A 24,529-nucleotide genomic window follows, 5' to 3' on the forward strand; every position below is an offset into this window, starting at 1 on the left:
AGGCGCGGGGGCGCCTATCGAGAACTCCATGCAGACCAAGCCCAGTATCATCCCGACGGACGCGTCCCTGCCGTCGCTCGCGAACGTGAAGGCCGACGAGACCATGTTCAGTCATTTCCTGGACTGGCTGGGCAAGCTGGCGGTGAACCTGGTGGTCGCCGCCCTGATCCTGGCGGTGACCTTCTGGGTGGCGGGCTGGCTGTCCCGCGTGGTGCGCCGGGCCTTGAACAAGGTGCACCGCAACGCGCCCGACGCCACGCTGGAAAGCTTCAGCGCCTCCCTGACCCGCTACGCGATCATCGCCGTGGGCCTGGTGGCCGTGCTGCAGCAGCTGGGCGTGCAGGCCACCTCGATCATCGCTGTCCTGGGCGCGGCCTCCCTGGCCATCGGCCTGGCCTTGCAAGGCGCCCTGTCCAATGTGGCGGCCGGGGTGATGATCCTGCTGATCCGCCCCTACAAGGTCGGCGACCTGATCGAGAGCTCCACCCGCCAGGGCACCGTCAAGGCGCTGGACCTGCTGTTCACCGAGATCGCCACCCCCGACAACGTCAAGGTGATGATCCCCAACAGCAAGGTGTTCGGCGACGTGATCCTGAACTATTCGGCCCACCGCAGCCGGCGGGTCGACGTGCTGTTCAAGGTGCCGCTGAAGACCGACCTGGTGCCGGTCCTGAAGCGCTTGCGCGAACGGGCCGAGAGCGATCCGCGCATCCGCAAGGACCCGGCTCCGATGATCGAGGTCACCGACCTGTCGGAAGCCTTCGCCCAGGCCGCGATCCGCGTCTGGGTGGCGGCCGCCGATTTCGGACCGGTCAAGACCGACCTGATGCTGGCGGCCCACCTACTGGCCGATGATCCGGCGCGCACGGACCTGCCGCCGCCGCGCCCGTCCAAGGCGATCGATCCCTCGCCGGTCATGCCGGGCGAGGGCGAGCATCACCACCTGCTCAGCCTGATAAAGCCGCGTCGAGGTCGGAAATCAGATCCCGGCAAGACTCGATCCCCACCGAAAGYCGGATGAGGCCGTCCGAGATCCCCAGCGCCGCCCGCTGATCGGCGGGAATGGAGGCGTGGGTCATGATCGCCGGGTGCTCGATCAGGCTCTCGACCCCGCCCAGGCTTTCGGCCAGCGTGAACAGGCGCGTGCGTTCCAGCATCCTGCGCGCCGGCGCGAGGCCGCCCTTCACATCGGCCGAGATGATACCGCCGAAGCCGCCGGTCATCTGACGCTTGGCCAGGTCGTGCTGCGGGTGGCTTTCCAGGCCCGGATAGATGACCCGCTCGATCGCGGGATGCTTCTCCAGCCAGCGGGCGATCTCCAGCGCGCTGTCGCAGGCCCGCTGCATGCGCAACGCCAGGGTCTTGACCCCGCGCAGGGCCAGGAAGCTGTCGAACGGCCCCAGCACGGCGCCGACGGCGTTCTGCAGGAACTTCATCTGGTCGGCCAAGACGGCGTTGTCGCCGACCACGGCCACGCCCGCCACCACGTCGGAGTGGCCGTTCAGGTACTTGGTGGCCGAATGCATGACGATGTCGAAGCCCAGCTCCAGCGGCCGCTGGATGTAAGGGCTGGCGAAGGTGTTGTCGGCGACGGTGACCAGGCCGTGCCTCTTGGCGATGACCGCGATCCCGGCGAGGTCGGCCAGACGCAGCATCGGGTTGGTCGGGGTCTCCACCCAGATCATCCGTGTCGCCGGGGTGATCGCCGCCTCGACGGCCGCCAGGTCGCCCATGTCGACGAAGCTGAAGGTCAGGCCCGCCGAGCGCTTCCTCACCTTGTCGAACAATCGGAACGAGCCGCCATAGAGGTCGTCGCTGGCGATCACGTGCGCGCCGCTGTCCAGGGTCTCCAGGATCGTCGAGGCCGCCGCCAGGCCCGAGGCGAAGGCGAAGCCCGCCGTGCCGCTCTCCAGGTCGGCGATGCAACGCTCGAAGGCGAACCGGGTCGGGTTGTGGCTGCGGCTGTACTCGAAACCCTTGTGTTCGCCCGGGCTGGACTGGACATAGGTCGAGGTAGCGTAGATCGGCACCATCACCGCCCCGGTGGTCGGGTCGGGATACTGGCCGCCGTGGATCGTGCGGGTGGCGAAGTCCAGGCGGTTCTTGCCGGGGGCGTCGGTCATGGGCGGCTTTCAAACATCGTTCTGGGGAAGATCGCGCAGCAGGTTGGACAGATCCTGAGCGCCGTGCGGAACACGCATGATCACGGGCGGCTGAAGATGAGCGTCATAGACAGCCAGATACGGAAACCCACGAAAGGCGGCGAACCTATAGGGCGGGTCAATGATCTGAGGGCGTTCGACGCCGACCTTCGGATAGTCTCCAAGTCGGATCAGCAAGTCTCTCAACTGAGCTTGAAACCGACGCGCCGCCGAGCGGCTATCAGCCGAGATCGCCGTCACGGCCGCGCGCACATCGCGTTGAGCGCGAAGTGAAAGGCGCGCGGGTGACACTAGTCGGCGCGAGCGGGTTCAGCGGATGCGATGATAGCGTCGATGTCCGCCATCACCTCTTCGAGCGTGACGTAGCCGTCGCGCTCAGCCTCTTCCTCGGCGTCCTTTAGCGATTGCACAAAGGCGAGCCGTTGCTCTTCGCGGGCCTGAAGGAACCGCAGGCCCGAGGCCACGACGTCACTGACGCTTTCGAAGCGTCCTTCGGCGACGCTGTCCTGGGCGAACTTTTCCAAAGCCGGCGGCAAACGGACTTCAATGGTCATGCGACCCTCGTCTCGATCTCGCGACACAGGATGACTCCACGAGAACATTGCCGCAACATCTAAGCGCCCATCCGCAGGTGATTGATCAGGTCGACTCGGGTGATCACGCCCAGGAACTCCTCGCCATCGACGACCAGGGCGACCTCGTCGCGGTCGAACACCTCGGGCAGGGCGTCGACCGACTGGTGGACCTGCAGGGTCCGCACCTCGCGGGTCATGGCGTCGCCGACCGCAGTCTTGAAGCGCGCACCGCGATGGTCGTCCGCCCCCTCGACCGCCGCCAGAATGTCACTCTCGTCGAGGATGCCGACCAGCCGGCCGTGGTCGACGACCGGGAGCTGGCTGATGTCGGACGAACGCATGCGGTTGTAGGCGGTCATCAGGGTGTCGTCGGGCCCGATGGCGATCACCCCGCCCTCGGCATAGCGCTTGGCGATCAGGTCGCGCAGATCGCCGTGGATCTCCCGCCCGTCGAAGCCGTGGGCGGCCAGCCACAGGTCGTTGAACATCTTGGTCAGGTATTTCGAGCCGGTGTCGCAGACCAAGCTGACGACTCGCTTGGGCTCGGTCTGCTCGCGGCAGTATTTCAACGCGGCGGCCAGCAGGCACCCCGAGGACGATCCGGCCAGGATCCCCTCCTTGCGCAGCAGCTCGCGGGCGGTCTCGACGCTTTCGCGGTCGCTGATCGAATAGGCCTTGGACACCAGGTCCATCTGGGCGTTGGCCGGGATGAAGTCCTCGCCGATGCCCTCGACGATCCAGGACCCGGCCTCGCCGAAGGTCCCGGTCTCGACATAGTCGCGCAGGATCGAGCCGACGGGATCGGCCAGCACCATCTTGGTCTTCGGCGAGTGGGCCTTCATGTAGCGGCCGACACCGGTCAGGGTGCCGCCCGAGCCGACCCCGACGACGATGGCGTCGATGTCGCCGCCCATCTGGGCCAGAATTTCCGGGGCGGTCGTCAGCTCATGGGCCAGGGGATTGGCCGGGTTCTCGAACTGGTTGGCATACAGCGCGCCAGGGATCGACTGGGCCAGGGTCTGGGCCATGTCCTGGTAGTATTCCGGATGGCCCTTGCCGACGTCGCTGCGGGTCAGACGGACGTCCACGCCCATGGCCCGCAGGTGCAGGATCTTTTCCCGGGCCATCTTATCCGGAACGATCAGGATCAGCTTGTAGCCCTTCAAGGTCGCCACCTGGGCCAGGCCGAGACCTGTGTTGCCGGCCGTGGCCTCGATGATCGTGCCGCCAGGCTTGAGCCGGCCGTCGGCCTCGGCCGCCTCGATCATCGAGCGGGCGACGCGGTCCTTGATCGAGCCGCCAGGGTTTTGGTTTTCGAGCTTGAGAAAGAGCCGGCAAAGGCCGGTATCGAGATGCTTGACCTCGACCATCGGGGTGCGGCCGATAAGATCCAAGGCAGAGCCGGCGATCGAAAGATAGCCGGATTTGGGGTCGTTCATGGCGCAGCTCCGCTGCAGGGTGAAACGATTTCCCCTAGGTAGGCGCGGTTCTTGGAATAAGGGAAGCCCCCGAGTATGTCCTCCGACATACTCCAAGCCTAAGACGCCGGAGCGCGACGGACGCGCTCTAGGCCGCCCCGGCGGTTCCGCGCTGGCTGAGCCACTCGCTGGCGAACTTGCGGCTGAGGCAGACGTCCTCGAACACCACCTTGCGCAGATGGCCCAGGAACTCGGGCGTGTCGTGGACGATCACGAACGGAAAGCCGTTGGCCGACAGGAAGCCATGGAGGAATCGCGAGAAGCGATCGGCCTCTTCGGGGCCGGTCAAACGGACTTCGGTCTCTGCGGCAGTCGGAACCATAAGTGTGGCCCTCTGTAAACGGACCACCTTTAACGCGCCAGAACGCATTTGCGAACCAGCTTCGCCATTGCGAAATAAACTGTGATCACTTGATCGCCTCCCGGGCGAGCGAAAACCCGCCCGGGAACGCGCAATCCCTTACAGGATCGCTCCTACAGAATGGATTGGCCGGTCGAGGCCCAGTCTTTCAGGAACTGCTCCAGACCCTTGTCGGTCAGCGGGTGCTTGTAGAGCTCGGCGAACACCGCCGGCGGGATGGTGACGACGTCGGCGCCGATGATCGCGGCTTCCTTGACGTGGGCGGCGTGGCGCACCGAGGCGGCCAGGATCTCGGTCTCGTAGCCGTAGTTGTCGTAGATCGCGCGGATGTCGCGGATCAGGTCCATGCCGTCGAAACCGTAGTCGTCCAGGCGGCCGATGAACGGCGAGATGTAGGTGGCGCCGACCTTGGCGGCCAGCAGGGCCTGGGTCGCCGAGAAGCACAGGGTGACGTTGGTCTTGATCTCTTCGTCGGCGAAGGCGACGCAGGCGATCAGGCCGTCGCGGGTCAGCGGGATCTTCACGACCACGTTGGGGGCGATGGCGGCCAGCTTCTTGCCCTCGGCGATCATGGCGTCGGCCGTGGTGGCGGCCACCTCGGCGCTGATCGGGCCGGGGACGAGGTCGCAGATCTCGGCGATCACTTCCAGCATCGGGCGACCCGACTTGGCGATCAGGGTCGGGTTGGTGGTCACGCCGTCGACCAGGCCGGTCGAGGCCAGGTCGGCGATGACCTTGGTGTCGGTGCTGTCGAGGAAGATCTGCATGGGTCTCTTGCGCTATTTTTTCTGGAAAAGTTGAGCCTCGGTTTATCGCGAGCAGACCCGTGGCGCCAGCGCCTAGGCCGGGAAACCGGTCGCGATCAGGCGATCGGCCGTGCGTTCGACCGCTGTGCGCCAGGGCTCCGGCGCGAAACCGAACACGCGCTGGAGCTTGCCGGTATGGAGCGGCGAGCGCGGCGGACGCGGGGCGGGTTCGGCGAAGGCGGCCTGGGTGGTCGGCTCCAGCCGCGCCTTGCTCAGCGGATCGCGGTCGATGGCGGCCTTGGCGAAGTCGAAGCGGCTGGTCTCGCCGGTGTTGGCGAAATGGAACAGGCCGAACGCCGGATCGTGGGCGGGCGCGGCGGCCCAGCGTGGCGCGGCGGCGATCAGGAAATCGGCCAGGGCCTCGCCGTCGGTCGGCGTGCCGAACTGGTCGGCCACCACCTTCAACACCTCTCGCTCGCGCGCCAGGCGCAGCATGAAGCTCACATAGTTGCGGCCGTAACGGGAAAACACCCAGGAGATCCGCAACACCACCGCCCTGGGATGGGCCAGGACCGCCGCCTCGCCGGCCAGCTTCGAGCGGCCGTAGACGTTGATCGGCCGGGCCTCGTCGGTCTCGACATAGGCGCGGTCGGTCAGGCCGTCGAACACCGCGTCGGTGGACAGATGCACGAACGGCAGGCCGCGTTCGGCGCAGGCGGCGGCCATGGCGCCCGGCGCCGTCGCATTGACCGCGAAGGCCTCGTCGGGCCGAACCTCGGCCGGATCCACATGGGTGAAGGCGGCGGCGTTGAGGACGAGGTCGCAATCGGCGGCCAGCACCGCCGCGCGCACCGCCTCGGGATCTTCCAGATCGCAGTCGGCGCGGGACAGGGCGACGACCTCGGCCTTGCCCAGCGCGGCGGCCTGAACGGCGGTGGCGACCTGGCCGGTCTTGCCGAACTGCAGAATCCTCATCTCAGCCCGTTCTCACTTGAGCGCGGGAACTCGGTCGCCCAGCACCTGACCGACGAAGGTCCGGAGGTTTCCGCCCTTGAACAGGTGGCCGGGCATGCCCGCCCGATTGCCGGCCTCCACGTCGATGTGGCGGTCGCCGATGATCACCGCCTCGTCCGGCGTCAGGCCCCAGTCTGCCAGGCCGCGCAGAATCATGCCGGGGTTCGGCTTGCGGTCCGGATGATCGGCGACCCGATAGGCTTCTATGACGGCCGTTTCGTGAAAAGGGGAGTGGTAGAAGGCGTCGATGCGCCCGCCCAACTCGGCGAGCTGGGCCTGCATGGCCGCATGGAAGTGGTTCATCGCCGTCTCGTCGAAGTAACCCCGGCCGATGCCCGACTGGTTGGTGACGACCAGCACCTTCAGCCCGGCCGCGGTCATCGCCGCCACCGCCTCGCGCGCGCCGTCGATCCACTCCAGCCTGGCCGGATCGAAGACATAGCCGTGGTCGATGTTCAGCACGCCGTCCCGATCCAGGAACACGGCCTTCAGCGGCGGAGGTGCAAGGACGCTGGTCATGACCTGAGCAGTACCCCGACCGACGCCAAATCGCCAAGCCGCCGTCTTGGCCTCGACACACGACACGCACTAGAAAGGCGGACTTCTGGGGAGCCCGCTCGATGACCACCGCCTTCGCCGACGCCAGCCGCCTGCGCGACCGCCTCAAGACCTGGGCCGTCGAGGCGGCCTATCCGCTGTGGTGGAAGACGGGCGCCGATCCGGCCGGCGGCTTCTTCGAGAAGCTCGGCCAGGACGGCAAGCCGGTCCAGGGCCCGCGTCGCGGCCGGGTGCTGCCCCGCCAGATCTATTCGTATTCGGTGGCCGGCGACCTCGGCTGGGCCGGGCCCTGGCGCAAGGCCGTCGAGCACGGCCTGTCCTTCTACCTGCAGGCCTATCGCCGGCCCGACGGTCTGTTCCGCGCCCTGGTCGGGCCCGACGGCGCCAGCCTGGACGACACGGCCGCCCTCTACGACCAGGCCTTCTCGATGTTCGCCGCCGCCGCCGTGGCCCGGATCGCGCCGGAGCGGGCCGACGACATGCGTCGCCTGGCGACCGAGGTGCGGACCAAGCTGATCGCCACGCGCAAGCATCCGCTAGGCGGCTTCTACCTGACCGATCCGCCCAGCGCCCCGCAGGGCTCCAACGAGCACATGCACCTGCTGGAAGCGTGCCTGGCCTGGTCCGAGATCGACAGCGATCCGGTCTGGCGCGCCCTGGCCGACGAGATCGCCGAGCTGACCCTGTCGCGCTTCATCCAGGCGCAGAGCGGCATGCTGCGCGAGTTCTTCGACCTGGACTGGAACCCGGCCTCGGGCCGCGAGGGCCGCATCTGCGAGCCGGGCCATCAGTTCGAGTGGGGCTGGCTGCTGCTGCGCTGGGGCAAGCTCACCGGCCGCGCCGACGCCATGGCCGCCGCCCTGCGGATGATCGAGGCCGGCGAGACCCACGGGATTAGCGAAGACAACGGCGTGGCGATCAACGCCCTGCTGGACGATTTCTCGATCGACGATCCCAACGCCCGCCTGTGGCCGCAGACCGAGCGGATCAAGGCCGGCGCCCTGGCGGCCGAAATCACCGGTGAACCGCGCTGGTGGGCCATGGCTGCGGCCGGCGCCGAGGGCCTGATGGCCTATCTGCGCACGCCCGTCCCCGGCCTGTGGCGCGACAAGCTTTCGCCCAACGGCGACTTCGTCGACGAGCCGGCTCCCGCCAGCTCGTTCTACCACATCCTCTGCGCGATCGTGGAGCTGGACAGGGCCGTCAGCGCGGCCCAAAATTAGCGCGGCTTCGTGACCAGCAAGGTCGCGGCGCCGATCGCCCGCGCCATGACCTCGATGTCCAGCGGGATGATCGCGCCGGCGGCGTAGATGTCGCCGTCCATCTCCAGCACGCCTTCCAGCAGCTGCACGGTGGAGACCGGCAGGGCGAAGGTCTCGCCAGCGGGCGCCCGCCGCAGCTCGACGTCGAAGCCGTCGGTGGTGACCAGGGTCTCGATCCCGTTCGGCGCGGCGCTCTTGCGCGAGGCGATCGAGCGCCCCTTGGCCTTGAGGCCGTCGACCAGGGTCTTCACCGCCTGGCTGTCCTTGCGRTGGCAGACCAGGACGGCGTCCGGCTCGACCACCACCACGATGTCGCTGACGCCGATGACGCCGACATAGGGGCCGGTCGTGCGCACCAGCACGTTGGTGGCGCCGTGCAGATCCACGTCGCCGTCCTGGGCGTTGCCCTCGCCGTCACGGACCGAGGCCTCCCAGATCGCGTCCCAGGCGCCCAGGTCCGACCAGGCGAAGGCGGCCGGCACGACGGCGGCTTTCTGGGTCCGCTCCATGATGGCGTAGTCCAGCGAGATCTTGGCCGCGCCGGCGAAGGCCTCGCGGTCCAGCCGGCCGAGACCGGCCTCAAGCTCCAGGACGGCGATGCAGGCCCTGGCGGCGGCCGCGACCGACGGCTCGAAGGCCTCGAACTCGCTCAGCAGGGTGGAGGCCTTGAAGGCGAAATTGCCGCTGTTCCAGAGATAGCCTTCCAGCAGGTACCGTTCGGCGGTCTCCTGATCGGGCTTTTCGACGAAGGCGGCGACCTCGCGCACCGAACCGTCCAGCAGCGGCGCGCCCGGCCGGATATAGCCGAAGCCGGTGGCCGGCACGGTCGGCTGCACGCCGAAGGTGACGATCAAATCCTGCTCGGCGGCCTTGGCGGCGGCGAGCGCCGCCTCGCCGAAGATCTCGGGCTGGGAGATGTGGTGGTCGGCGGCCAGCATCAGCACGACGCCGTCGGCATCCTGGCGCTCGACATAGGCCGCCGCCGCAGCGACGGCCGGAGCCGAGTCACGCGCTTCGGGCTCGACCAGGATGGTGACCCAGACGCCGATCTCGGCGGTCTGCGCGGCCACAAACCCGATCATGGCCTCGCCGGTGACGATGACGATCTCGGCGACACCGGGGATGTCCTTCACCCGCAGCACCGTCTCCTGGAACGAGGAGCGGTCGCCGACCAGCTTCAGGAACTGCTTGGGCTGGTCGCTACGCGACGCGGGCCAAAGACGCGTGCCCGAACCGCCGCACAAGATCACCGGATAGATCGCACTCAAGACTTGTCCCCACACACTTCAGTCTTCGGCCCTGATAGGGCGTGATTGCGAAGGGGGTTTAAAGGGGAAGCCCTAAGGAACGAAGAGTTTTCGTCAGCTTGGCGTCCCCGCGTGCAACTCGGCCAACCAGGCGTCGGCAGTCGCGTCGGACGGCATCCGCCAGTCGCCACGCGGAGACAGCGCCCCGCCGGACGAGATCTTGGGCCCGTTGGGCACGGCCGAGCGCTTGAACTGATTGGCGAAGAACCGCTTCAGGAACAGCGCGAGCCACTTTTTGATCTCGGYCAGGTCGTAGGCGCGGCGGGCGTTGTCGGGCAGGCCGACCGGCCAAGCGCCCTTGTCCGCGTCATGCCAGGCGCTCCAGGCCAGGAAGGCGATCTTCGACGGCGCCATGCCGTAGCGGGTCATATAGTAGAGGTTGAAGTCCTGCAGGGCGTAGGGACCGACGAAGCTCTCGGTGGCCTGGACCTCTTCGCCCGGGATCAGCTCCGGCGAAATCTCGGTCGCCAGGATATCCTCCAGCAGGGCCGTGGTCGCCGCGTCGACGTCGCCGGAATGGGCCACGAAGCGGATCAGGTGCTGGATCAGTGTCTTGGGCACTCCGCCATTGGGGTTGTAGTGGCTCATGTGGTCGCCGACGCCGTAGGTGCACCAGCCCAGGGCCAGTTCCGACAGATCGCCGGTCCCGACCACCATGCCCTTGTGATGATTGGCCAGGCGGAACAGGTAGTCGGTGCGCAGGCCGGCCTGGACGTTCTCGAACGTCACGTCATAGACCGGCTCGCCCTTGGCGAACGGGTGGCCCAGGCCCGCCAGCATCTGCTGGGCGACCGGGCGGATGTCGATCTCCTCGGCGGTCACGCCCATGGCCTTCATCAGGGCCCAGGCGTTCGACTTGGTGCGGTCCGAGGTGGCGAAGCCCGGCAGGGTGTAGCCGCGAATGTCCGACCGCGGCCGGCCCAGCTGGTCCATGGCCTTGGCGGCGACGATCAGGGCGTGGGTCGAGTCGAGGCCGCCCGAAATGCCGATCACCAGGCTCTTGGACCCGGTCGCCTCGACCCGGCGGGCCAGGCCCTGGACCTGGATGTTGTAGGCCTCGTAGCAGTTCTCGCGCAGCTTGGCGGGGTCCGACGGGGTGAACGGGAAGCGCTCTATCGCGCGAGCCAGCGGCAGGTCGCCGGCGGGCGGCGCGAACGTGAACGGGATCACCCGGAACGGAACCTTCGGCGGCGCCAAGGCCATCGAGTCGCCGAAGCTGCCGACCCGCATCCGCTCCTGGCGGATCCGGTCGACGTCGACGTCGGCATAGGTCCAGGCGGGGCCCGTCGAGAACCGCGCGGTCTCGGCCAGCAGGTGGCCCATCTCGTGAATGTCGACATGGCCGTCCCAGGCCAGGTCGGTCGAACTCTCGCCGGCCCCGGCGGCCGAATAGACATAGGCCGCGATCGCCCGTTCCGACTGGCTGGCGCACAGCAGGCGGCGGGTCTCGGACTTGCCGATGGTGATGTTGCTGGCCGACAGGTTCAGCAGGATCTCGGCCCCCGCCAGCGCCTGGGCGGTGCTGGGCGGGTTGGGCGTCCAGACGTCCTCGCAGATCTCGATGCCTACGGTAAACGGTGTCGGGCCGCTGGCCCGCAGCAGGACGTCGGTCCCGAACGGCGCGGCCTGGCCGGCCAGGGTCAGGGCCTTGCCCGCCACTCCCGCGCCCGGCGTGAACCAGCGGCGCTCGTAGAATTCGCGATAGTTGGGCAGGAAGCTCTTGGGGACCACGCTCAGCACCTGGCCGCCCTGGATCGCCACGGCGGTGTTGTAGAGCCGGCCGGCGTCGCGCAGCGGCGCACCGACCACGATCAGCGGGGCCAGGTCGCGGCTCTCTTCGGCGAGCGTCGCGATCGCCGCCTCGACCGCGTCCAGCAGCACGTTCTGCTGCAGCAGGTCATCGACCGTGTAACCGGTCAGACCCAGCTCCGGGAACACGATCACGGCCACGCCGGCCGCGTGCGCCTCGCGGACCAGGGCCAGCACGCTCCGGGCGTTCACGGCCGGGTCGGCGAGCTTCACTTTCGGAACCGCCGTCGCCACGCGGACGAAGCCATGGCGATAGGGCGAGAAGAACGAGGGACTACCCAAGCGATCGGCCTTTCCCAACGGGCTACTGAGTTATGCTAAAAGTGAGCATAAGCCGTGCTCCAGCTATAGCGCCCTCGGACGATGTTGCATAGCGCCCACGACGGGCGTTCAGCTCCCGGCCTAAGCCTTTGACGCGGGTTGACCCCCAAGGGTTCCCATGCGACTGCGCCCCTCGCGCAGCCCCGCAAAACAAAGACAAGACGGAACTTCCATGCCCGTTTCGCCCATCAAGATGGCCGACGCGATCCGCGTCCTTTCCATGGACGCTGTGCACAAGGCCAAGTCCGGACACCAAGGCATGCCGATGGGCATGGCCGACGTGGCGACCGTCCTGTGGGGCAAGTTCCTGAAGTTCGACGCCAGCAAGCCCGACTGGGCCGACCGTGACCGCTTCGTGCTGTCGGCCGGCCACGGCTCGATGCTGCTGTACAGCCTGCTTCACCTGACCGGCTACAAGGCCGTGACGATGAAGGAGATCGAGAACTTCCGTCAGTGGGGCTCGCTGACCCCCGGCCACCCGGAAGTCCACCACACCCCCGGCGTCGAGACCACCACCGGCCCGCTGGGCCAGGGCCTGGCGACCGCCGTCGGCATGGCAATGGCCGAGGCGCATCTGGCCGGCCGCTTTGGCCATGACCTGGTCGACCACCGCACCTGGGTGATCGCCGGCGACGGCTGCCTGATGGAAGGCGTCAGCCACGAGGCGATCAGCATCGCCGGCCGCTTGAAGCTGAACAAGCTGACGGTGCTGTTCGACGACAACAACACCACCATCGACGGCGAAGCGACCATCTCCGAGACCGGCGACCAGGTCGCCCGCTTCAAGGCCGCCGGCTGGGCGGTCAAGGCCGTCGACGGTCACGACCACGGCAAGATCGCCGCCGCCCTGCGCTGGGCGACCAAACAGGACCGCCCGACCATGATCGCGTGCAAGACGCTGATCTCGAAGGGCGCGGGTCCCAAGGAAGGCGACCCCCACAGCCACGGCTACACCCTGTTCGACGACCAGATCAAAGCCGCCCGCGAGGCGATGGGCTGGGACGCCGCGCCGTTCACCGTGCCGGGCGACCTCGCCACGGCCTGGAAGAGCGTCGGCCGTCGCGGCGCCAAGGTCCGCAAGGCCTGGGAAGCCAAGCTGGCCGCCTCGACCCACGCGTCGGACTTCACCCGCGCCATGAAGGGCGAGCTGCCCGCCGCCGCCTTCGAGGCGCTGGACGCCCACATCGCCAAGGCGCTGGAAGCCAAGCCGGTCAACGCCACCCGCGTCCACTCCGGCGCGGCCCTCGATCACCTGATCCCGGCGATCCCGGAAATGATCGGCGGCTCGGCCGACCTGACCGGCTCGAACAACACCCTGGTCAAGGGCATGGGCGCGTTCGACGCGCCTGAGTACACCGGCCGCTACGTCCACTATGGCGTGCGCGAGTTCGGCATGGCCGCGGCGATGAACGGCATGGCCCTGCACGGCGGGATCATTCCCTATTCGGGCACCTTCCTGGCCTTCGCCGACTATAGCCGCGCGGCGATCCGTCTCGGCGCCCTGATGGAAGCCCGCGTCATCCACGTGATGACCCACGACTCCATCGGCCTGGGCGAGGACGGCCCGACCCACCAGCCGGTCGAGCAGGTCGCGTCCCTGCGCGCCATCCCGAACCTGCTGGTGTTCCGCCCGGCCGACGTGGTGGAAGCCGCCGAGTGCTGGAAGGTCGCCCTGCAAAGCCAGCGCACGCCGTCGGTCATGACCCTGTCGCGCCAGAAGACCCCGCACGTGCGGACGTCGGGCGGCGACCTGTCGGCCAAGGGCGCCTACGAGCTGTTGGCGGCCGAGGGCGGCGAGGCCCAGGTCACGATCTTCGCCTCGGGCACCGAGGTCGGCGTGGCCGTGGCCGCGCGCGACATCCTGCAGGCCAAGGGCAAGCCGACCCGCGTCGTCTCGACGCCTTGCTGGGAACTGTTCGCCAAGCAGGACGCCGCCTACCAGGCCTCGGTCATCGGCAAGGCGCCCGTGCGCGTAGCCGTCGAGGCCGGCATCCGCATGGGCTGGGAACGCTTCATCGGCGAGGACGGCAAGTTCGTCGGCATGAAGAGCTTCGGCGCCTCGGCCCCGTTCGAGCGCCTCTACAAGGAATTCGGCATCACCGCCGAGGCCGTCGCCGAAGCGGCGGGCGCGTAACGATATAAACTGTCATCCCGGGCGAAGCGGAGCGTAGACCCGGGACCGCCGCAAGTCAGAGCTTTCGGCGGTCCCGGCCCGGCGCGCTGCGCGCTTGGCCGGGATGACAGTTTAAAAGGACACCGAGAACCGGACGGTCGCCACCAGGGCGTGGCCGACGTCGCCGTCGGCGCCCGGGTCCTTCACGTATTGCACGTCGGGCTGGATCGTCACCGGCCCGATCTTGTCGGAATAGGTCGCCTCGATGGCGCTTTCCGAGCGCTCGAGCCGCTGACCCGCGTCGAAGGCGTTGTCGCGGAACTTGCCCGACAGGAACGCCTGATTGACGCCGACCGAGAAGGCGCTGTCGGGGCGGCTCTCGAACACGTGCTCGACCAGCACGCCGGCCTGCCAGCCGCCCTTGAAAGCGGTCGTATCGCCGTCCGAGACGCCCAGGCGCGCGAAGGCCATGGTTTTGCGGACCGGGTTCTCGCCAGCGCCGGTCAGGTGGTGCTCCAGTAGCACATAGGCGCCCCTGGCGGAGGCGTGGGCCGGATCGCCGGCCGGCGTCGTGGCGCGGATGTCGTCCTGCTTGTCGCTATAGCGCCAGGCTCCGAAGGCCACCTTGCCCCGCCGCCGCCAACCGGCCTCGACGATCATCAGGACGCCGTTGTCGAACGAGGTCTTGATCCCGCCTGGATCGCCCAGCACCCCGGCATTGGCGTTGAGGGCGGCGGCCTCGGCGTAGACGGTCTCGTTCGGCGTCCAGCGCACACGCACGGCCAGGGCCGTGGACGGGAAGATCGACGGCCCGTTGGGGCCCGTGGCCGCCAGCTCCGAGCCGATGCCGAACGCGGGGGCCAGCAGCAGGCCGGCGCTGTCGTTGGAATAGAACTCGCTGTTGAGGTCGTAAAGACCGGCGCGGACCGAACCCTTGTCGCCGAAGTCCTGCTCGACCCAGGCCTCGAACAGGCGCAGGCGCTGCCGAGTCACCTCGATATTGTTGACGCCTTGCAGCGTGCCGGCGTCGTCGTTCGGCATGGCCCCGCTGTTGTTGAGCACCTCGAAATGGGCAGTCGCGCCTTTCCAGCCGACAGCCTTGTCCAGGTCGAGGTCACCGAACACCTGCAGGTCGTCCAGCACCCGGCCGCGCTTGGCTAGCCCGGCGACATCGGCCGTGTAGCCGCCGCTGAGCTTGAAGGCTCCGCCCTCGGCATGCGCTGCGTCGGCGGCCAAGCGCCCGGTGGCGATCAGGACGGAAGCGGCCGCCATCCCATGGATGGCCCGTTTGGTGATGGCCTGGCGCATTCTCGCCCCGCTGCCCCGATGTTCGATCGGATGTCGGGGCGAACCTGCCGCGCGGCAGGGCGCCATTCGGTAAATCACGGCTGTGGCGCGTGGTCGCAGCCGAGGTCTGCGCTAGGGATTCCGGGCCTGCGGCGAGATGACGCTGACGTGCGCGGCAAGGGCATGAACGTGCCCGGCCAAGCTTGAGCGGCTCGACGCGTTCAGTTGTCTCTGTCGGGAAGGTCCTTGGTGGAGCCGAGGGGAATCGAACCCCTGACCTCCTCATTGCGAACGAGGCGCTCTACCATCTGAGCTACGGCCCCAAGGAGCGGCGGAGATACGGCGACAGAGCGCGCGCGTCAAGCGGGGTTCTCACCGCGCCTTGCCAGCAACCTCCAGGCGCGGCAAGAAGCTCTGGCGTCCAGACGGAAAACCCATGACTCCCATCATCAATCTCGTCTTCTTCATCCTCAACGCCCTGCTGGACCTGCTGTGGTGGGCCATCGTCATCTCGGCGATCCTCAGCTGGCTGTTCGCGTTCGACGTGATCAACCGCCGCAACCAGTTCGTCTACAACGTCGCCACCTTCCTGGACCGGGTCACCGATCCGATCCTGCGGCCCTTCCGCCGGATCATTCCCACGATCGGCGGCGTCGACATCAGCCCCATCATCGTCCTGCTGCTGCTGCGCGGCGTGCAGCTGTTCATCCTTCCGGCCCTGCAGAACACCCTTCTGAACCTGCTTGGCTGAGGTTCTGGCCGTCCGCCTGACGCCGCGCGGCGGCCGCGACGCCGTCGACGGCTGGGCGCTGGACGCCGACGGTCGGCCCTATCTGAAGGTCCGCGTGGCCAGTCCGCCCGTCGACGGCGCGGCCAACGCCGCCTTGTTGGCCTTTCTGGCCAAGACCCTGAAGGTCTCACGTTCGGCCGTGCGGCTGGCCGCCGGCGACACCGCCCGGCTCAAGCGCCTGGAGCTCGACGGCGTCACGGCCGAGGACCTGACGCGCGCCTTCGGCCCGCGCCCCTAGCGCTGACCCAAGGGCAAATCCTTCCCCCGCAAGGCGGAAAACGACGCCGCCGCGCACGATCCTGCCTGAACCCTATTTCGGGTCAACCTATTGACCTGACGGCGTTCTTTCACTTCCCTTTAGCCCCTCGCGACTAGCCTGGTCGCGAGAAGGGCCTGGGGGGCCCTCGGGGGTACGGGCGTCCATGATCGGGACCGCAGTGCACAGAGACGTGGCTCGCGCCGCCGCCTCGCGGCGTGCGAACACGTATCTGCGCATCGGCGCCACCCTGTCCATCGCCACGCTTCTGCAGATCTATATCCACGAGCCGTGGTGCTGGCCGTGGGCGGCGCTCTACACCCTGGCCCACGGTTTCGAGCTGTGGGTGAGCCACCCGCTGGTCGTCCGTCCGGAAGCCCCGATCGCCACTTGGCGACGGGCGGTCGCGTTCGTCTCGCCGTTCATCACCTCGACGGCGTTCGGCGCTTTGTCGATTCCCCTGTTCGCCTCCCACATCCGCTTCGCCCCCACCCTGGGCGGCATGCTGCTGGCCGGCGCCCTGCTCAACGTGGTGGTGGTCAACGCCCGCAGCCGCTCGGCCACGGTGATGGCGGCCGCGCCGCACGCCCTCTACCTGCTGGTCGCGCCCTTCGTGGCCAAGTCGGCCAATACCGGGGCCAACCTGGCCGACGTCCTGTGGTTCGGGGCGCTGCTGATGATCACCTCGGTCACCATCGCCAGCCGCACCCTGCACGCGGCCCTGAAGGCCGAGGCCGACGCCAAGGCCGAGGCCGAGCGCCGCCGCCACGAGGCGGAAGAAGCCGTCGCCGCCAAGTCCGCCTTCGTCGCGATGATCAGCCACGAGCTGCGTACCCCGATCAGCGCCATCCTGGCCGGCGCCGCCCGCCTGCACAGCGAGGTCCCGGAGGCCAGCTCCAAGATCCACGCTCAGCTGATCGCCGACGCCGGCGGCCTGATGCGCACCCTACTGAACGATCTCCTCGACTTCTCGCGCCTAGAGGCCGGCCGGATGTCGGTCGAGAAGACCCCCTTCAACCTGCGCCAGGCGCTGTCGGACACCTTGCGCCTGTGGCGGCCCGAGATCGCCCGCAAGGGCCTGAAGCTGCGGGTGAGCGGGGCCGCGACCCTGCCGCGCTGGGTCGCCGGCGACGCCATGCGCCTGAAGCAGGTGCTGAACAACCTGCTCAGCAACGCCATCAAGTTCACCGATCGCGGCGAGATCACGGTGGTCCTGCACGCCCAGCCGACCCTGCTGTCGATCGAGGTGATCGACACGGGTCCCGGCATCCCCGAGGCGGCCTTGCCGCGCCTGTTCACCCCGTTCGACCAGTTGAACGCCGCCGTGGTGCGCCAGCATGGCGGCTCGGGCCTGGGGTTGGCGATCAGCCGCGAACTGGCCCGGCGAATGGGCGGCGACCTGATCGCGGCCAGCGCACGCGGCCACGGCGCCCACTTCACCCTCACCATGGCCCTGGAGCCGGCGGAAGCGCCGCGCGTCGAGGCCCCGAGCCGTTCGATCACCGGCCTGCGGGTGCTGGTGGTCGACGACCACGTGGTCAACCGCCGCGCCATCGAGCTCATCCTGCAGCCGTTCGGCGTCGACGCCACCTTGGCCGAGTCGGCGGAGGAGGGGCTTGAACTGCTGCGTTCGGAGGTGTTCGACGCCGTGCTGATGGACGTCTACATGCCCGGCATGGACGGCCGCCAGGCCACCCGCATCCTGCGCGCCGGCGGCGGCCCCAATCGCGATACGCCCGTGATCGCCGTCACCGCCTCGGCCACGCACAAGGACTGGGAGGCCTGCGCCGCCGCCGGCATGAACGCCCACGTCGCCAAGCCGATCGATCCAGCCGAGCTGTTCGGCGCCCTGGCTCAGGTGCTGGGGGCCGACACGGCCTTGGCCGCTCCCGACGACGCCGCGGCCTGATCCAGCACTGACCGCAGGCGCGCTGTCAGAGCGGCCTCGTCCTTGAAGTCGCACTCCCAGACCACCTCGACCCGCCAACCGGCCGCCGTCAGGGCCTCGATCGATCGCGCGTCGCGGGCGACGTTGCGCGCCACCTTGGCCAGCCAGTAGTCGCGATTGGCCTTCGGAACCCGCGAGCCGCGCGCGCAGTCATGGCCGTGCCAGAAGCAGCCGTGGACGAAGAAGGCCAGCCGGCGGCCCGGCATCACCACATCCGGATTGCCGGGCAGGTCCTTGCGGTGCAGGCGGTAGCGGGCGCCCAGGCCCGTCAGCAGGCGGCGCAGCGCCTTTTCGGGCGTGGTGTCCTTGCTCTTGACGCGAGCCATGACGGCCGAGCGCTTTTCCTTGGCGTAAACGTCGGTCGTCACGGCCGCGTCTCGGGCGGAAAGCGACCCAACCGCAGGGTCCCGGTCAGCAGCAGGACGCCCAGCTGCTTGAGGCCCGGCCAGCGGGACATCGGCGTGAAGAAGAGATCGCGCATCAAGGGCCAGAACGCGCCATGGGCCTGGAAGAGCGGCGTCAGGGCCTTGGAGACCAGTTGGTAGACGCCCGTGTGACGCCGTCGCTGGTCTTGCCAGGCGTGAACAGCGACCACGGTCGGGCGAAGGTCGCGATCGAGGCGGGCGGCCAGCTCGACCGCGTCGACCAGGGCCAGGTTCGCGCCCTGGCCCAGCTGGGGGCTGGTGCCATGGGCGGCGTCGCCGATCAGCACGCAGGCCTGGCGGTTCCAGCGTCCCACCGACACGTCGCGATAGACGGCGCGGGAGAAGCCCGCCCAATCGGTCCGGTCCGCGAGCAAGGCCGCGGCCTCGGGCCACAGCGGCGCCAGGCGCTGGTCCCGCCACGTCGCGAAATCGCCAACCAGGAACGCGTCGAGGTCGGCGACCGGCAGCGACCAGAACAGACTGACCTGGTTTTCCGCCCTGTCCGGTCCCCGCCCGATCGGCAGGACCCCGCTCATCACCTCGGCGCGGTGATAGACTTGGCGCAGGGCCCCGGCGAAGCGGTTCTCGGGATCGGACGCGTTGGTCCAGACCGCGCCCCACGGATAGATCGGCGCCCGCGATGCGGGCCGGATCGCCGCGCGCAGCGTCGAGGCCGCGCCGTCACCGATGATCGCCAGGTCGAAAGGCCCGAAGACCCGGCCATGCTGGTCATGCAGGACCGGCTTGGCGAGGCTTTCGATCCGGACGATCCGCGCGTCGGTGACGACCGCGACGCCTTCGGGCGCGAGCTGGTCGTGCAGGGTGTCGAACAACACCGCCCGATGAATGCCGACGCCGTGGGCGCCGGGCCGCCAGTCGCCGTAGTCGAGATCCATGACCCGACGGCCGCGCGTATCCTTGCCCTCCAGCCGGTCAACCCTGGCGCCGGCGGYGCGGATGGCCTCGTCCAGGCCAAGGGCCTTCAGCGCCGCCAGACCCGTCGGCTGCAACAGCAGGCCCGAGCCCAGTGGACGCGGGGCGGCGAAGGCTTCCAGCAGGGTGACCGCATGGCCCCGGCGCGCCAGGGCGAGCGCGGCCGCCATGCCGCCAACGCCGCATCCGACGACGCCGATGCGCAGCGGAATCAGAGTCCCTCGAACAGGGCCGTGGACAGGTAGCGCTCGGCGAAGCTGGGGATGATCGTGACGATCGTCTTGCCCTTGTATTCATCGCGCAGGGCCAGGTCGAAGGCGGCGGTCAAGGCCGCGCCCGAACTGATGCCGACCGGCAAGCCCTCGGTGGCCGCCGCGCGACGGGCCATGGCGAAGGAGTCGTCGTTGCTGACCTGGACGATCTCGTCGATCACGCCACGGTCCAGCACGCCCGGCACGAAGCCGGCGCCGATGCCTTGGATCTTATGCGGGCCCGGCGCGCCGCCCGACAGCACCGCCGAAGCCTCGGGCTCGACGGCGATCATCTTCAGCGACGGCTTGCGGGCCTTCAGCACCTGGCCGACGCCGGTGATCGTGCCGCCGGTGCCGACGCCCGAGACCACGGCGTCCACCGCCCCGGCGGTGTCGTTCCAGATCTCCTCGGCGGTCGACACCCGATGGATCAGCGGGTTGGCGGTGTTCTCGAACTGCTGGGGCATCACCGCGCCCGGCGTGGCCTCGATCAGCTCCTGGGCGCGGGCGACGGCGCCGCGCATGCCCTTCTCGGCCGGGGTCAGCTCTAGCTTGGCGCCCAGAAGCAGCAGCATCTTGCGGCGCTCGATCGACATGCTCTCGGGCATGACCAGGATCAGCTTGTAGCCCTTGGCGGCGGCCACGAAGGCCAGGGCGATGCCGGTGTTGCCCGAGGTCGGCTCGATGATGGTCGCACCGGGCTTCAGGACGCCCTGGGCCTCCAGCGATTCGACCATCGCGACGCCGATGCGGTCCTTGACCGAGGCGATCGGGTTGAAGAACTCCAGCTTGGCCAGCACCTCGCCCTTGGGCTTCAGCTCGGCCGACAGACGCGGCAGGCGGATCAGCGGGGTGTCGCCGATCGTGTCGATGATCGAGTCGTAGATCTTGCCGCGACCAGCGCGCTTGAAGCGGGCGGCGTCATAGAGGGAGGAAGCGTCGTCCATCGGAGGCACCTGAGCCTTTAGAATTGCGGAAAGCGGCTAACCCTAGACCCGCGAACCCCAGCTGTCAGGGGGTCATTCGGCGGCGAGGCTTGCAGTTTTGCTATCGAGCAACGGCTCCAGCAGGCTTTCCGCCAGCCAGCGCACCACCGGAACCGCCACCCCGTCGCCGATCACCTGCAGGCCCGCCGTCTGGGCGCGGGGCAGCCGGTAGCCGTCGGGCAGGCCCATCAGCCGCGCGCCCTCACGCGGGGTGACCAGGCGCGAGCGGATCTCGCCGTTCTCGATAACCAGCAGGGTTTGGCGCGAGGAGCCGCCGCGCGGGGTGCGCAGGCACCCCGCCAGACCATCGAACCGCACCTCGGCCCGTTGTTCGCCGCCGCGCATCCGCCGGAACACGGCCCCGACAGCGCGGCCGCCGGCCTTGACGCGATCCTCGACCGCTTGGCGGTGGGCGGGCGCCATCAGGGCCAGCAGGGCTTCGGTGCGCTCCGGCGAATTCCAGGTCACGGCGATGTCAGGCTCGAGCACGACGGCGAGGTCGGTGTTGCGAGCCGGCGGCGAGGGAACGCCCCACCAGATCCAGCGGGCCTGAAGATCCTCGGGCAGGCGGGCAGCCGCCTCGCGCACGGCGCGGGTGTGGAAGGCGCTGACCCCCTCGAGGTCTCCCGCCGGCAGGCGCGTGGCGACCACGAAGACGCGCGGCCGCGACTGCGGCACGAAGGCGCCGGCGTCGATCTCCAGCGCCCCGAAGCGATAGCCCGCCTCGCCGAGCACGCCGCAAAGCGCGGTGAAGTCGTCGCCATGGTGCGAGGTCAGCAGGCCGACCACGTTCTCGATGACGATCACCGGCGGGGCGCGCCCTTGCGCCGACAGGGCCTTGATCAGGGTCCAGAAGCCGAAGAAGGCCGAGGATTTGCCGCCCGCCAGGCCCGCCCGCGCCCCGGCCAGGCTGAAGTCCTGGCAGGGACTGGACGCCCACGCCAGATCCGCCGTCGGCAGCGCGTCCGCTGTCAGGGCGAAGACGTCGCCTTCATGGAAGTGATCCTCGGTGTCGGCGAAGTTGGCGCGGTAGGTCGCCGCCTTGACCGCATCGAAGTCGTTGGCGAAGGCGCAGGTCCAGCGTTCGCCCAGGCCGAGCCGGGCCATGCCGCCGCCGGCGAAAAACTCGAGGAAAGTGGGGCGGTCGTTCTGATTCATCGCGCGAGAGTCTAGCCTCACCACGCCCGGACGGGATAGCCAAAGACATGCGCACCATCGTCCTGATCGCCGCCGCCCTGTTGATAACCGCCTGCGGGCAGACGCCGCTGGGCTCCAGCGAAGAAGCGCCGCCGCCCGCCGACGCGCCAATCACCGTCGGCCCCGACTATTCCGGCGACTTCGACGCGCTTGGGACCGAGCCTTTCTGGAGCGTCAAGGTGCGGGCCGGAGGCATGACCTTGGCCCGCCCCGATCATTCGGATGTGACGACCGGCAATTCCGGCGTGCGGATCGACGGCGAGCAGGGCGTGTTCGACGCCACGGCCGGCGAACAGCGCCTCGTCTTGCGCCTGACGCCCGGCGACTGCTCGGACGGCATGTCCGACCGCCGTTACGGTTATCTGGCCGAGGTCTGGATCGATGGGGAAACCTTGAAGGGCTGCGCCTCGAAGACCCAGGACCTGGCCGCTCAGCCGAAGCCGTGACCCGTCAGTCGCCCTTCGGCCCCAGATAGTTTGGCCCGTACACCGCTTCACGCAGGTCGTGGTGCAGCGTGCCGTCGAACGGCAGGCTCTGGGCGAAGAACACGGCCGTCAGCTTGTTGACCGGATCGACCCAGAACAGCGTCGACTCCGCGCCGTCCCAGAAGAACTCGCCGACCGCGCCGCGATTCTCCGCCGACGTCCTCGGCTGGGCGATCCGGACCGCGAAATCGAAGCCGAAGCCCACCGAGCCCTTGTTGGGCAGCCACCAGCGGTCGGTGACGCGGGCGTCCAGGTGGTCGGTCGCCATCAGCTTGACGGTCGAGGGCTTGAGAAGCCGGACGCCGTCCAGCGCGCCGCCATTCACCAGCATGCGGGCGAAGCGCATGTAGTCGTCGACGGTCGAGACCAAGCCCGCCCCGCCCATGGTCAGCTTGCGGGGGCGGTAGTTCATCGCCTGGCTGCGATCGTCCGGCAGCCGCGCCAGCTTGCCGTCCGCGCCCTTGGCGTAGCTGGCGGCGAAACGCGGCAGGCCGGCGAGATCCGCCGTCCAGGCCGTGTCCTTCATCTTCAGCGGATCCAGGATGTGGGCCCGGACATAGGGCTCGAACGCCTGACCGCTCAGCACCTCGACCAGGCGGGCCTGGACGTCGACGGCGGCGCTGTAGCTCCACTGACGCCCCGGATCGAACATCAGCGGGACGGCCGCGTTGCGGCGGCTGAACTCGGCGAGGTCGTTCTGCAGGTCCAGGGGCTGGGTCGCCTTGAACGCCGCGTCCGAGGCCGTGTCGCGCATGCCGTACGAGAAGCCGGCGGTGTGTCGCAGGATGTCGCGGATCAGGATCGGGCGGGCCGGCGGCCGCGTCCCGCCCTGGCCGTCCGACACCGTCACGCCGGCATATTCCGGCAGATAGGTCGACAGCGGGTCGTCCAGGCCGAACTTGCCCTGCTCCCACAGCTGCATCAGGGCCACGCCGGTGACGGGCTTGGTCATCGAGAAGATCTGCACCAGGGTGTCGCGGCGCATCGGCTTTCCGGCCTCGCGGTCAGCCATGCCGGCGACGCCGAAATAGCGCTCCTGGCCATCCTGCCAAACAAGGGCCGAGGCCCCGACCGCCCGGCCGCTGTCGACCATGGCCTTCAGGGCCGCGTCGATGCGGGCCTTCTCGATCTTGACCGAGCTCGCCTCCGCGGCCGAAGGCGGGGCGGGACGCGCCGGCGCCGGCGCGGCGTGAACCGACAGCGCCGCCGCCGCGACGGCGGCGAGGATCATCTTCTTGGACACGCGGCCTCCCCAACGCTGCTTTGCGTTGGACTGTCGCTTACGGTCTCGCGCTTTTCCAGCGCGCGATGGTCGTAGATCAGGCCTCGGGACTAGGCTTGGGGGATCAGGCCTGATGATCGCCCTGGGACGCGATCATCTTCAGATAGGCCCCGTAGGGCGACTTGGCCAAGTCATGCGCCAGGCCCAGCAGCTGTTCGGTCGAGATCCAGCCGTTCTGGTGGGCGACCTCCTCGACGCAGCCGATCTTCAGGCCCTGGCGGTGTTCCAGCGTGCGCACGAACTCCGAGGCCTCCAGCAGGCTGTCGTGGGTGCCGGTGTCCAGCCAAGCGAAGCCTCGGCCCATGCGCTCGACCGACAGGTCCCCGGCCTCGAGATAGAGGCGGTTGATGTCGGTGATCTCCAGCTCGCCGCGCGCCGACGGCTGCAGGTCGCGGGCGAAGTCGACGACGCGCTTGTCGTACATGTAGAGGCCGGTCACCGCCCAGTTCGAACGGGGCTTTTCGGGCTTTTCCTCGATCGACACCGCCTTGCCGGTCGCATCGAACTCGACCACGCCGTAGCGCTGCGGATCGTTGACGAAATAGGCGAAGACGCTAGCGCCCGTCTTGGAGCGCTGCTTGGCGCCCTCCAGGATACGGCCAAGGCCGGCCCCGTAGAACAGGTTGTCGCCAAGGACCAGGATGCTGGGTTCGGCGCCGACGAAATCGGCCCCGATCCGATAGGCCTCGGCCAGGCCGTTCGGATTGGCCTGCTCGGCATAGGTGATGTTGATCCCCCACCGCGCCCCGTCGCCCAGCAGGCCCTGGAACAGCGGGATGTCGCGTGGCGTCGAGATGATCATCACCTCGCGCACGCCGGCCATCATCAGCACCGACAGCGGATAGTAGATCATGGGTTTGTCGAAGACCGGCAGCAGCTGCTTGCTGATCGCCATGGTCACGGGATGGAGGCGCGTGCCCGACCCGCCCGCGAGGATGATACCCTTCATTACGTCTTCTTCTTCAGTCTTGACGGCCGAAACC

Annotated in this window: 24 protein-coding genes and 1 tRNA gene; 7 read left to right on the top strand and 18 right to left on the bottom strand. The window is 68.6% G+C overall.

Annotated features, from left to right (window positions below; translation table 11 throughout):
* Window positions 1–28: 28 nt before the first annotated feature.
* The gene (locus tag AC1DSO_RS06205; RefSeq protein ID WP_477068015.1) at window positions 29–1,021 is read left to right on the top strand and encodes a mechanosensitive ion channel family protein; all 993 of its coding nucleotides are present in this window, start codon (window positions 29–31) and stop codon (window positions 1,019–1,021) included.
* Here the strand turns inward: AC1DSO_RS06205 and AC1DSO_RS06210 are convergent.
* From AC1DSO_RS06210 to AC1DSO_RS06245, 8 genes are all read right to left on the bottom strand, one after another.
* A complete protein-coding gene (locus AC1DSO_RS06210; RefSeq protein ID WP_477068016.1) occupies window positions 948–2,123 on the bottom strand; it encodes a trans-sulfuration enzyme family protein in 1,176 nt (391 codons plus the stop codon). The two genes, AC1DSO_RS06205 and AC1DSO_RS06210, sit on opposite strands and share 74 nt — an antisense overlap.
* 9 nt (window positions 2,124–2,132) lie before the next feature.
* Window positions 2,133–2,453, bottom strand: a complete 321-nt coding sequence (locus AC1DSO_RS06215) for a type II toxin-antitoxin system RelE/ParE family toxin (RefSeq protein WP_477068017.1) — start codon at window positions 2,451–2,453, stop codon at window positions 2,133–2,135.
* Window positions 2,453–2,716, bottom strand: coding sequence for a type II toxin-antitoxin system ParD family antitoxin (locus AC1DSO_RS06220; RefSeq protein WP_477068018.1), 264 nt, complete (start codon window positions 2,714–2,716; stop codon window positions 2,453–2,455). Before AC1DSO_RS06220 ends, AC1DSO_RS06215 begins: the two co-directional genes overlap by 1 nt.
* Before the next feature lie 59 nt (window positions 2,717–2,775).
* Window positions 2,776–4,176 carry a pyridoxal-phosphate dependent enzyme gene (locus AC1DSO_RS06225; protein ID WP_477068019.1) on the bottom strand — a complete coding sequence of 467 codons (1,401 nt, stop codon included), beginning with the start codon at window positions 4,174–4,176 and terminating at the stop codon, window positions 2,776–2,778.
* Window positions 4,177–4,303: 127 nt separating this feature from the next.
* Window positions 4,304–4,537 carry a hypothetical protein gene (locus AC1DSO_RS06230; RefSeq protein ID WP_477068020.1) on the bottom strand — a complete coding sequence of 78 codons (234 nt, stop codon included), beginning with the start codon at window positions 4,535–4,537 and terminating at the stop codon, window positions 4,304–4,306.
* 152 nt (window positions 4,538–4,689) lie between these two features.
* Entirely contained in the window at window positions 4,690–5,343 is a 654-nt protein-coding gene (gene fsa / locus AC1DSO_RS06235) for a fructose-6-phosphate aldolase (RefSeq protein ID WP_477068021.1), read from the bottom strand.
* A gap of 72 nt (window positions 5,344–5,415) precedes the next feature.
* Window positions 5,416–6,297: a dTDP-4-dehydrorhamnose reductase gene (rfbD, locus tag AC1DSO_RS06240; RefSeq protein ID WP_477068022.1), complete on the bottom strand. Its 882-nt coding sequence runs from the start codon at window positions 6,295–6,297 to the stop codon at window positions 5,416–5,418.
* A gap of 12 nt (window positions 6,298–6,309) precedes the next feature.
* Entirely contained in the window at window positions 6,310–6,855 is a 546-nt protein-coding gene (locus AC1DSO_RS06245; protein WP_477068023.1) for a D-glycero-alpha-D-manno-heptose-1,7-bisphosphate 7-phosphatase, read from the bottom strand.
* Window positions 6,856–6,956: 101 nt separating this feature from the next.
* Between AC1DSO_RS06245 and AC1DSO_RS06250 the strand changes: the two genes are divergently transcribed.
* Window positions 6,957–8,117 carry an AGE family epimerase/isomerase gene (locus AC1DSO_RS06250; protein ID WP_477068024.1) on the top strand — a complete coding sequence of 387 codons (1,161 nt, stop codon included), beginning with the start codon at window positions 6,957–6,959 and terminating at the stop codon, window positions 8,115–8,117.
* Here AC1DSO_RS06250 and AC1DSO_RS06255 read toward each other — a convergent pair.
* Entirely contained in the window at window positions 8,114–9,424 is a 1,311-nt protein-coding gene (locus AC1DSO_RS06255) for a mannose-1-phosphate guanylyltransferase (protein ID WP_477068025.1), read from the bottom strand. The genes AC1DSO_RS06250 and AC1DSO_RS06255 overlap by 4 nt on opposite strands.
* 93 nt (window positions 9,425–9,517) lie before the next feature.
* Window positions 9,518–11,554 carry an NAD(+) synthase gene (locus tag AC1DSO_RS06260; protein ID WP_477068026.1) on the bottom strand — a complete coding sequence of 679 codons (2,037 nt, stop codon included), beginning with the start codon at window positions 11,552–11,554 and terminating at the stop codon, window positions 9,518–9,520.
* Between the two features lie 211 nt (window positions 11,555–11,765).
* Between AC1DSO_RS06260 and tkt the strand changes: the two genes are divergently transcribed.
* Complete coding sequence (tkt, locus tag AC1DSO_RS06265; protein ID WP_477068027.1) at window positions 11,766–13,727, top strand: transketolase; 1,962 nt, start codon at window positions 11,766–11,768, stop codon at window positions 13,725–13,727.
* A gap of 111 nt (window positions 13,728–13,838) precedes the next feature.
* Here the strand turns inward: tkt and AC1DSO_RS06270 are convergent, their stop codons facing one another.
* Together AC1DSO_RS06270 and AC1DSO_RS06275 are read right to left on the bottom strand one after the other, a co-directional pair.
* Window positions 13,839–15,014 carry a carbohydrate porin gene (locus tag AC1DSO_RS06270; protein WP_477068028.1) on the bottom strand — a complete coding sequence of 392 codons (1,176 nt, stop codon included), beginning with the start codon at window positions 15,012–15,014 and terminating at the stop codon, window positions 13,839–13,841.
* A 226-nt stretch (window positions 15,015–15,240) separates the two neighbouring features.
* Window positions 15,241–15,316, bottom strand: a tRNA-Ala gene (locus AC1DSO_RS06275).
* Between the two features lie 113 nt (window positions 15,317–15,429).
* Between AC1DSO_RS06275 and AC1DSO_RS06280 the strand changes: the two genes are divergently transcribed.
* The 3 genes from AC1DSO_RS06280 to AC1DSO_RS06290 all read left to right on the top strand — a co-directional run bounded on the left by AC1DSO_RS06280 (window position 15,430) and on the right by AC1DSO_RS06290 (window position 17,948).
* Window positions 15,430–15,744, top strand: a complete 315-nt coding sequence (locus AC1DSO_RS06280) for a YggT family protein (protein WP_477068029.1) — start codon at window positions 15,430–15,432, stop codon at window positions 15,742–15,744.
* Window positions 15,737–16,021, top strand: coding sequence for a DUF167 family protein (locus AC1DSO_RS06285; RefSeq protein ID WP_477068030.1), 285 nt, complete (start codon window positions 15,737–15,739; stop codon window positions 16,019–16,021). The genes AC1DSO_RS06280 and AC1DSO_RS06285 overlap by 8 nt, the downstream gene beginning before the upstream one ends.
* A gap of 184 nt (window positions 16,022–16,205) precedes the next feature.
* The gene (locus AC1DSO_RS06290) at window positions 16,206–17,948 is read left to right on the top strand and encodes an ATP-binding protein (RefSeq protein ID WP_477068031.1); all 1,743 of its coding nucleotides are present in this window, start codon (window positions 16,206–16,208) and stop codon (window positions 17,946–17,948) included.
* On the opposite strand, the gene AC1DSO_RS06295 is transcribed toward AC1DSO_RS06290, so the two are convergent.
* The 4 genes from AC1DSO_RS06295 to AC1DSO_RS06310 all read right to left on the bottom strand — a co-directional run bounded on the left by AC1DSO_RS06295 (window position 17,894) and on the right by AC1DSO_RS06310 (window position 21,740).
* Window positions 17,894–18,313, bottom strand: a complete 420-nt coding sequence (locus AC1DSO_RS06295; RefSeq protein WP_477068068.1) for a very short patch repair endonuclease — start codon at window positions 18,311–18,313, stop codon at window positions 17,894–17,896. The genes AC1DSO_RS06290 and AC1DSO_RS06295 overlap by 55 nt on opposite strands.
* Before the next feature lie 38 nt (window positions 18,314–18,351).
* Window positions 18,352–19,638, bottom strand: coding sequence for an FAD-dependent oxidoreductase (locus tag AC1DSO_RS06300; RefSeq protein WP_477068069.1), 1,287 nt, complete (start codon window positions 19,636–19,638; stop codon window positions 18,352–18,354).
* Window positions 19,557–20,543: a cysteine synthase A gene (gene cysK / locus AC1DSO_RS06305; protein WP_477068032.1), complete on the bottom strand. Its 987-nt coding sequence runs from the start codon at window positions 20,541–20,543 to the stop codon at window positions 19,557–19,559. Before cysK ends, AC1DSO_RS06300 begins: the two co-directional genes overlap by 82 nt.
* 72 nt (window positions 20,544–20,615) lie before the next feature.
* Window positions 20,616–21,740: a DNA cytosine methyltransferase gene (locus AC1DSO_RS06310; RefSeq protein ID WP_477068033.1), complete on the bottom strand. Its 1,125-nt coding sequence runs from the start codon at window positions 21,738–21,740 to the stop codon at window positions 20,616–20,618.
* 47 nt (window positions 21,741–21,787) lie between these two features.
* Here AC1DSO_RS06310 and AC1DSO_RS06315 point away from each other — a divergent pair, with 47 nt between their 5' ends.
* On the top strand, window positions 21,788–22,225 hold the full coding sequence (locus AC1DSO_RS06315; RefSeq protein WP_477068034.1) for a COG3650 family protein: 438 nt from the start codon (window positions 21,788–21,790) through the stop codon (window positions 22,223–22,225).
* A gap of 4 nt (window positions 22,226–22,229) precedes the next feature.
* On the opposite strand, the gene AC1DSO_RS06320 is transcribed toward AC1DSO_RS06315, so the two are convergent.
* Together AC1DSO_RS06320 and rfbA are read right to left on the bottom strand one after the other, a co-directional pair.
* Window positions 22,230–23,507 (bottom strand): serine hydrolase domain-containing protein, encoded by a 1,278-nt coding sequence (locus AC1DSO_RS06320; protein WP_477068035.1) that lies wholly within the window; start codon window positions 23,505–23,507, stop codon window positions 22,230–22,232.
* A 103-nt stretch (window positions 23,508–23,610) separates the two neighbouring features.
* Window positions 23,611–24,495, bottom strand: coding sequence for a glucose-1-phosphate thymidylyltransferase RfbA (rfbA, locus tag AC1DSO_RS06325; RefSeq protein ID WP_477068036.1), 885 nt, complete (start codon window positions 24,493–24,495; stop codon window positions 23,611–23,613).
* Window positions 24,496–24,529 lie beyond the last annotated feature (34 nt).

The sequence above is a fragment of the Caulobacter sp. P4_E5 genome, assembly GCF_056401555.1.

Coding starts and splice junctions, on each gene's coding strand:
- AC1DSO_RS06220 (WP_477068018.1), bottom strand. CDS start 2,716: ATGACCATTGAAGTCCGTTTGCCGCCGGCTTTGGAAAAGTTCGCCCAG.
- AC1DSO_RS06225 (WP_477068019.1), bottom strand. CDS start 4,176: ATGAACGACCCCAAATCCGGCTATCTTTCGATCGCCGGCTCTGCCTTG.
- AC1DSO_RS06230 (WP_477068020.1), bottom strand. CDS start 4,537: ATGGTTCCGACTGCCGCAGAGACCGAAGTCCGTTTGACCGGCCCCGAA.
- fsa (WP_477068021.1), bottom strand. CDS start 5,343: ATGCAGATCTTCCTCGACAGCACCGACACCAAGGTCATCGCCGACCTG.
- rfbD (WP_477068022.1), bottom strand. CDS start 6,297: ATGAGGATTCTGCAGTTCGGCAAGACCGGCCAGGTCGCCACCGCCGTT.
- AC1DSO_RS06245 (WP_477068023.1), bottom strand. CDS start 6,855: ATGACCAGCGTCCTTGCACCTCCGCCGCTGAAGGCCGTGTTCCTGGAT.
- AC1DSO_RS06250 (WP_477068024.1), top strand. CDS start 6,957: ATGACCACCGCCTTCGCCGACGCCAGCCGCCTGCGCGACCGCCTCAAG.
- tkt (WP_477068027.1), top strand. CDS start 11,766: ATGCCCGTTTCGCCCATCAAGATGGCCGACGCGATCCGCGTCCTTTCC.
- AC1DSO_RS06270 (WP_477068028.1), bottom strand. CDS start 15,014: ATGCGCCAGGCCATCACCAAACGGGCCATCCATGGGATGGCGGCCGCT.
- AC1DSO_RS06280 (WP_477068029.1), top strand. CDS start 15,430: ATGACTCCCATCATCAATCTCGTCTTCTTCATCCTCAACGCCCTGCTG.
- AC1DSO_RS06290 (WP_477068031.1), top strand. CDS start 16,206: ATGATCGGGACCGCAGTGCACAGAGACGTGGCTCGCGCCGCCGCCTCG.
- AC1DSO_RS06295 (WP_477068068.1), bottom strand. CDS start 18,313: ATGGCTCGCGTCAAGAGCAAGGACACCACGCCCGAAAAGGCGCTGCGC.
- cysK (WP_477068032.1), bottom strand. CDS start 20,543: ATGGACGACGCTTCCTCCCTCTATGACGCCGCCCGCTTCAAGCGCGCT.
- AC1DSO_RS06310 (WP_477068033.1), bottom strand. CDS start 21,740: ATGAATCAGAACGACCGCCCCACTTTCCTCGAGTTTTTCGCCGGCGGC.
- AC1DSO_RS06315 (WP_477068034.1), top strand. CDS start 21,788: ATGCGCACCATCGTCCTGATCGCCGCCGCCCTGTTGATAACCGCCTGC.
- rfbA (WP_477068036.1), bottom strand. CDS start 24,495: ATGAAGGGTATCATCCTCGCGGGCGGGTCGGGCACGCGCCTCCATCCC.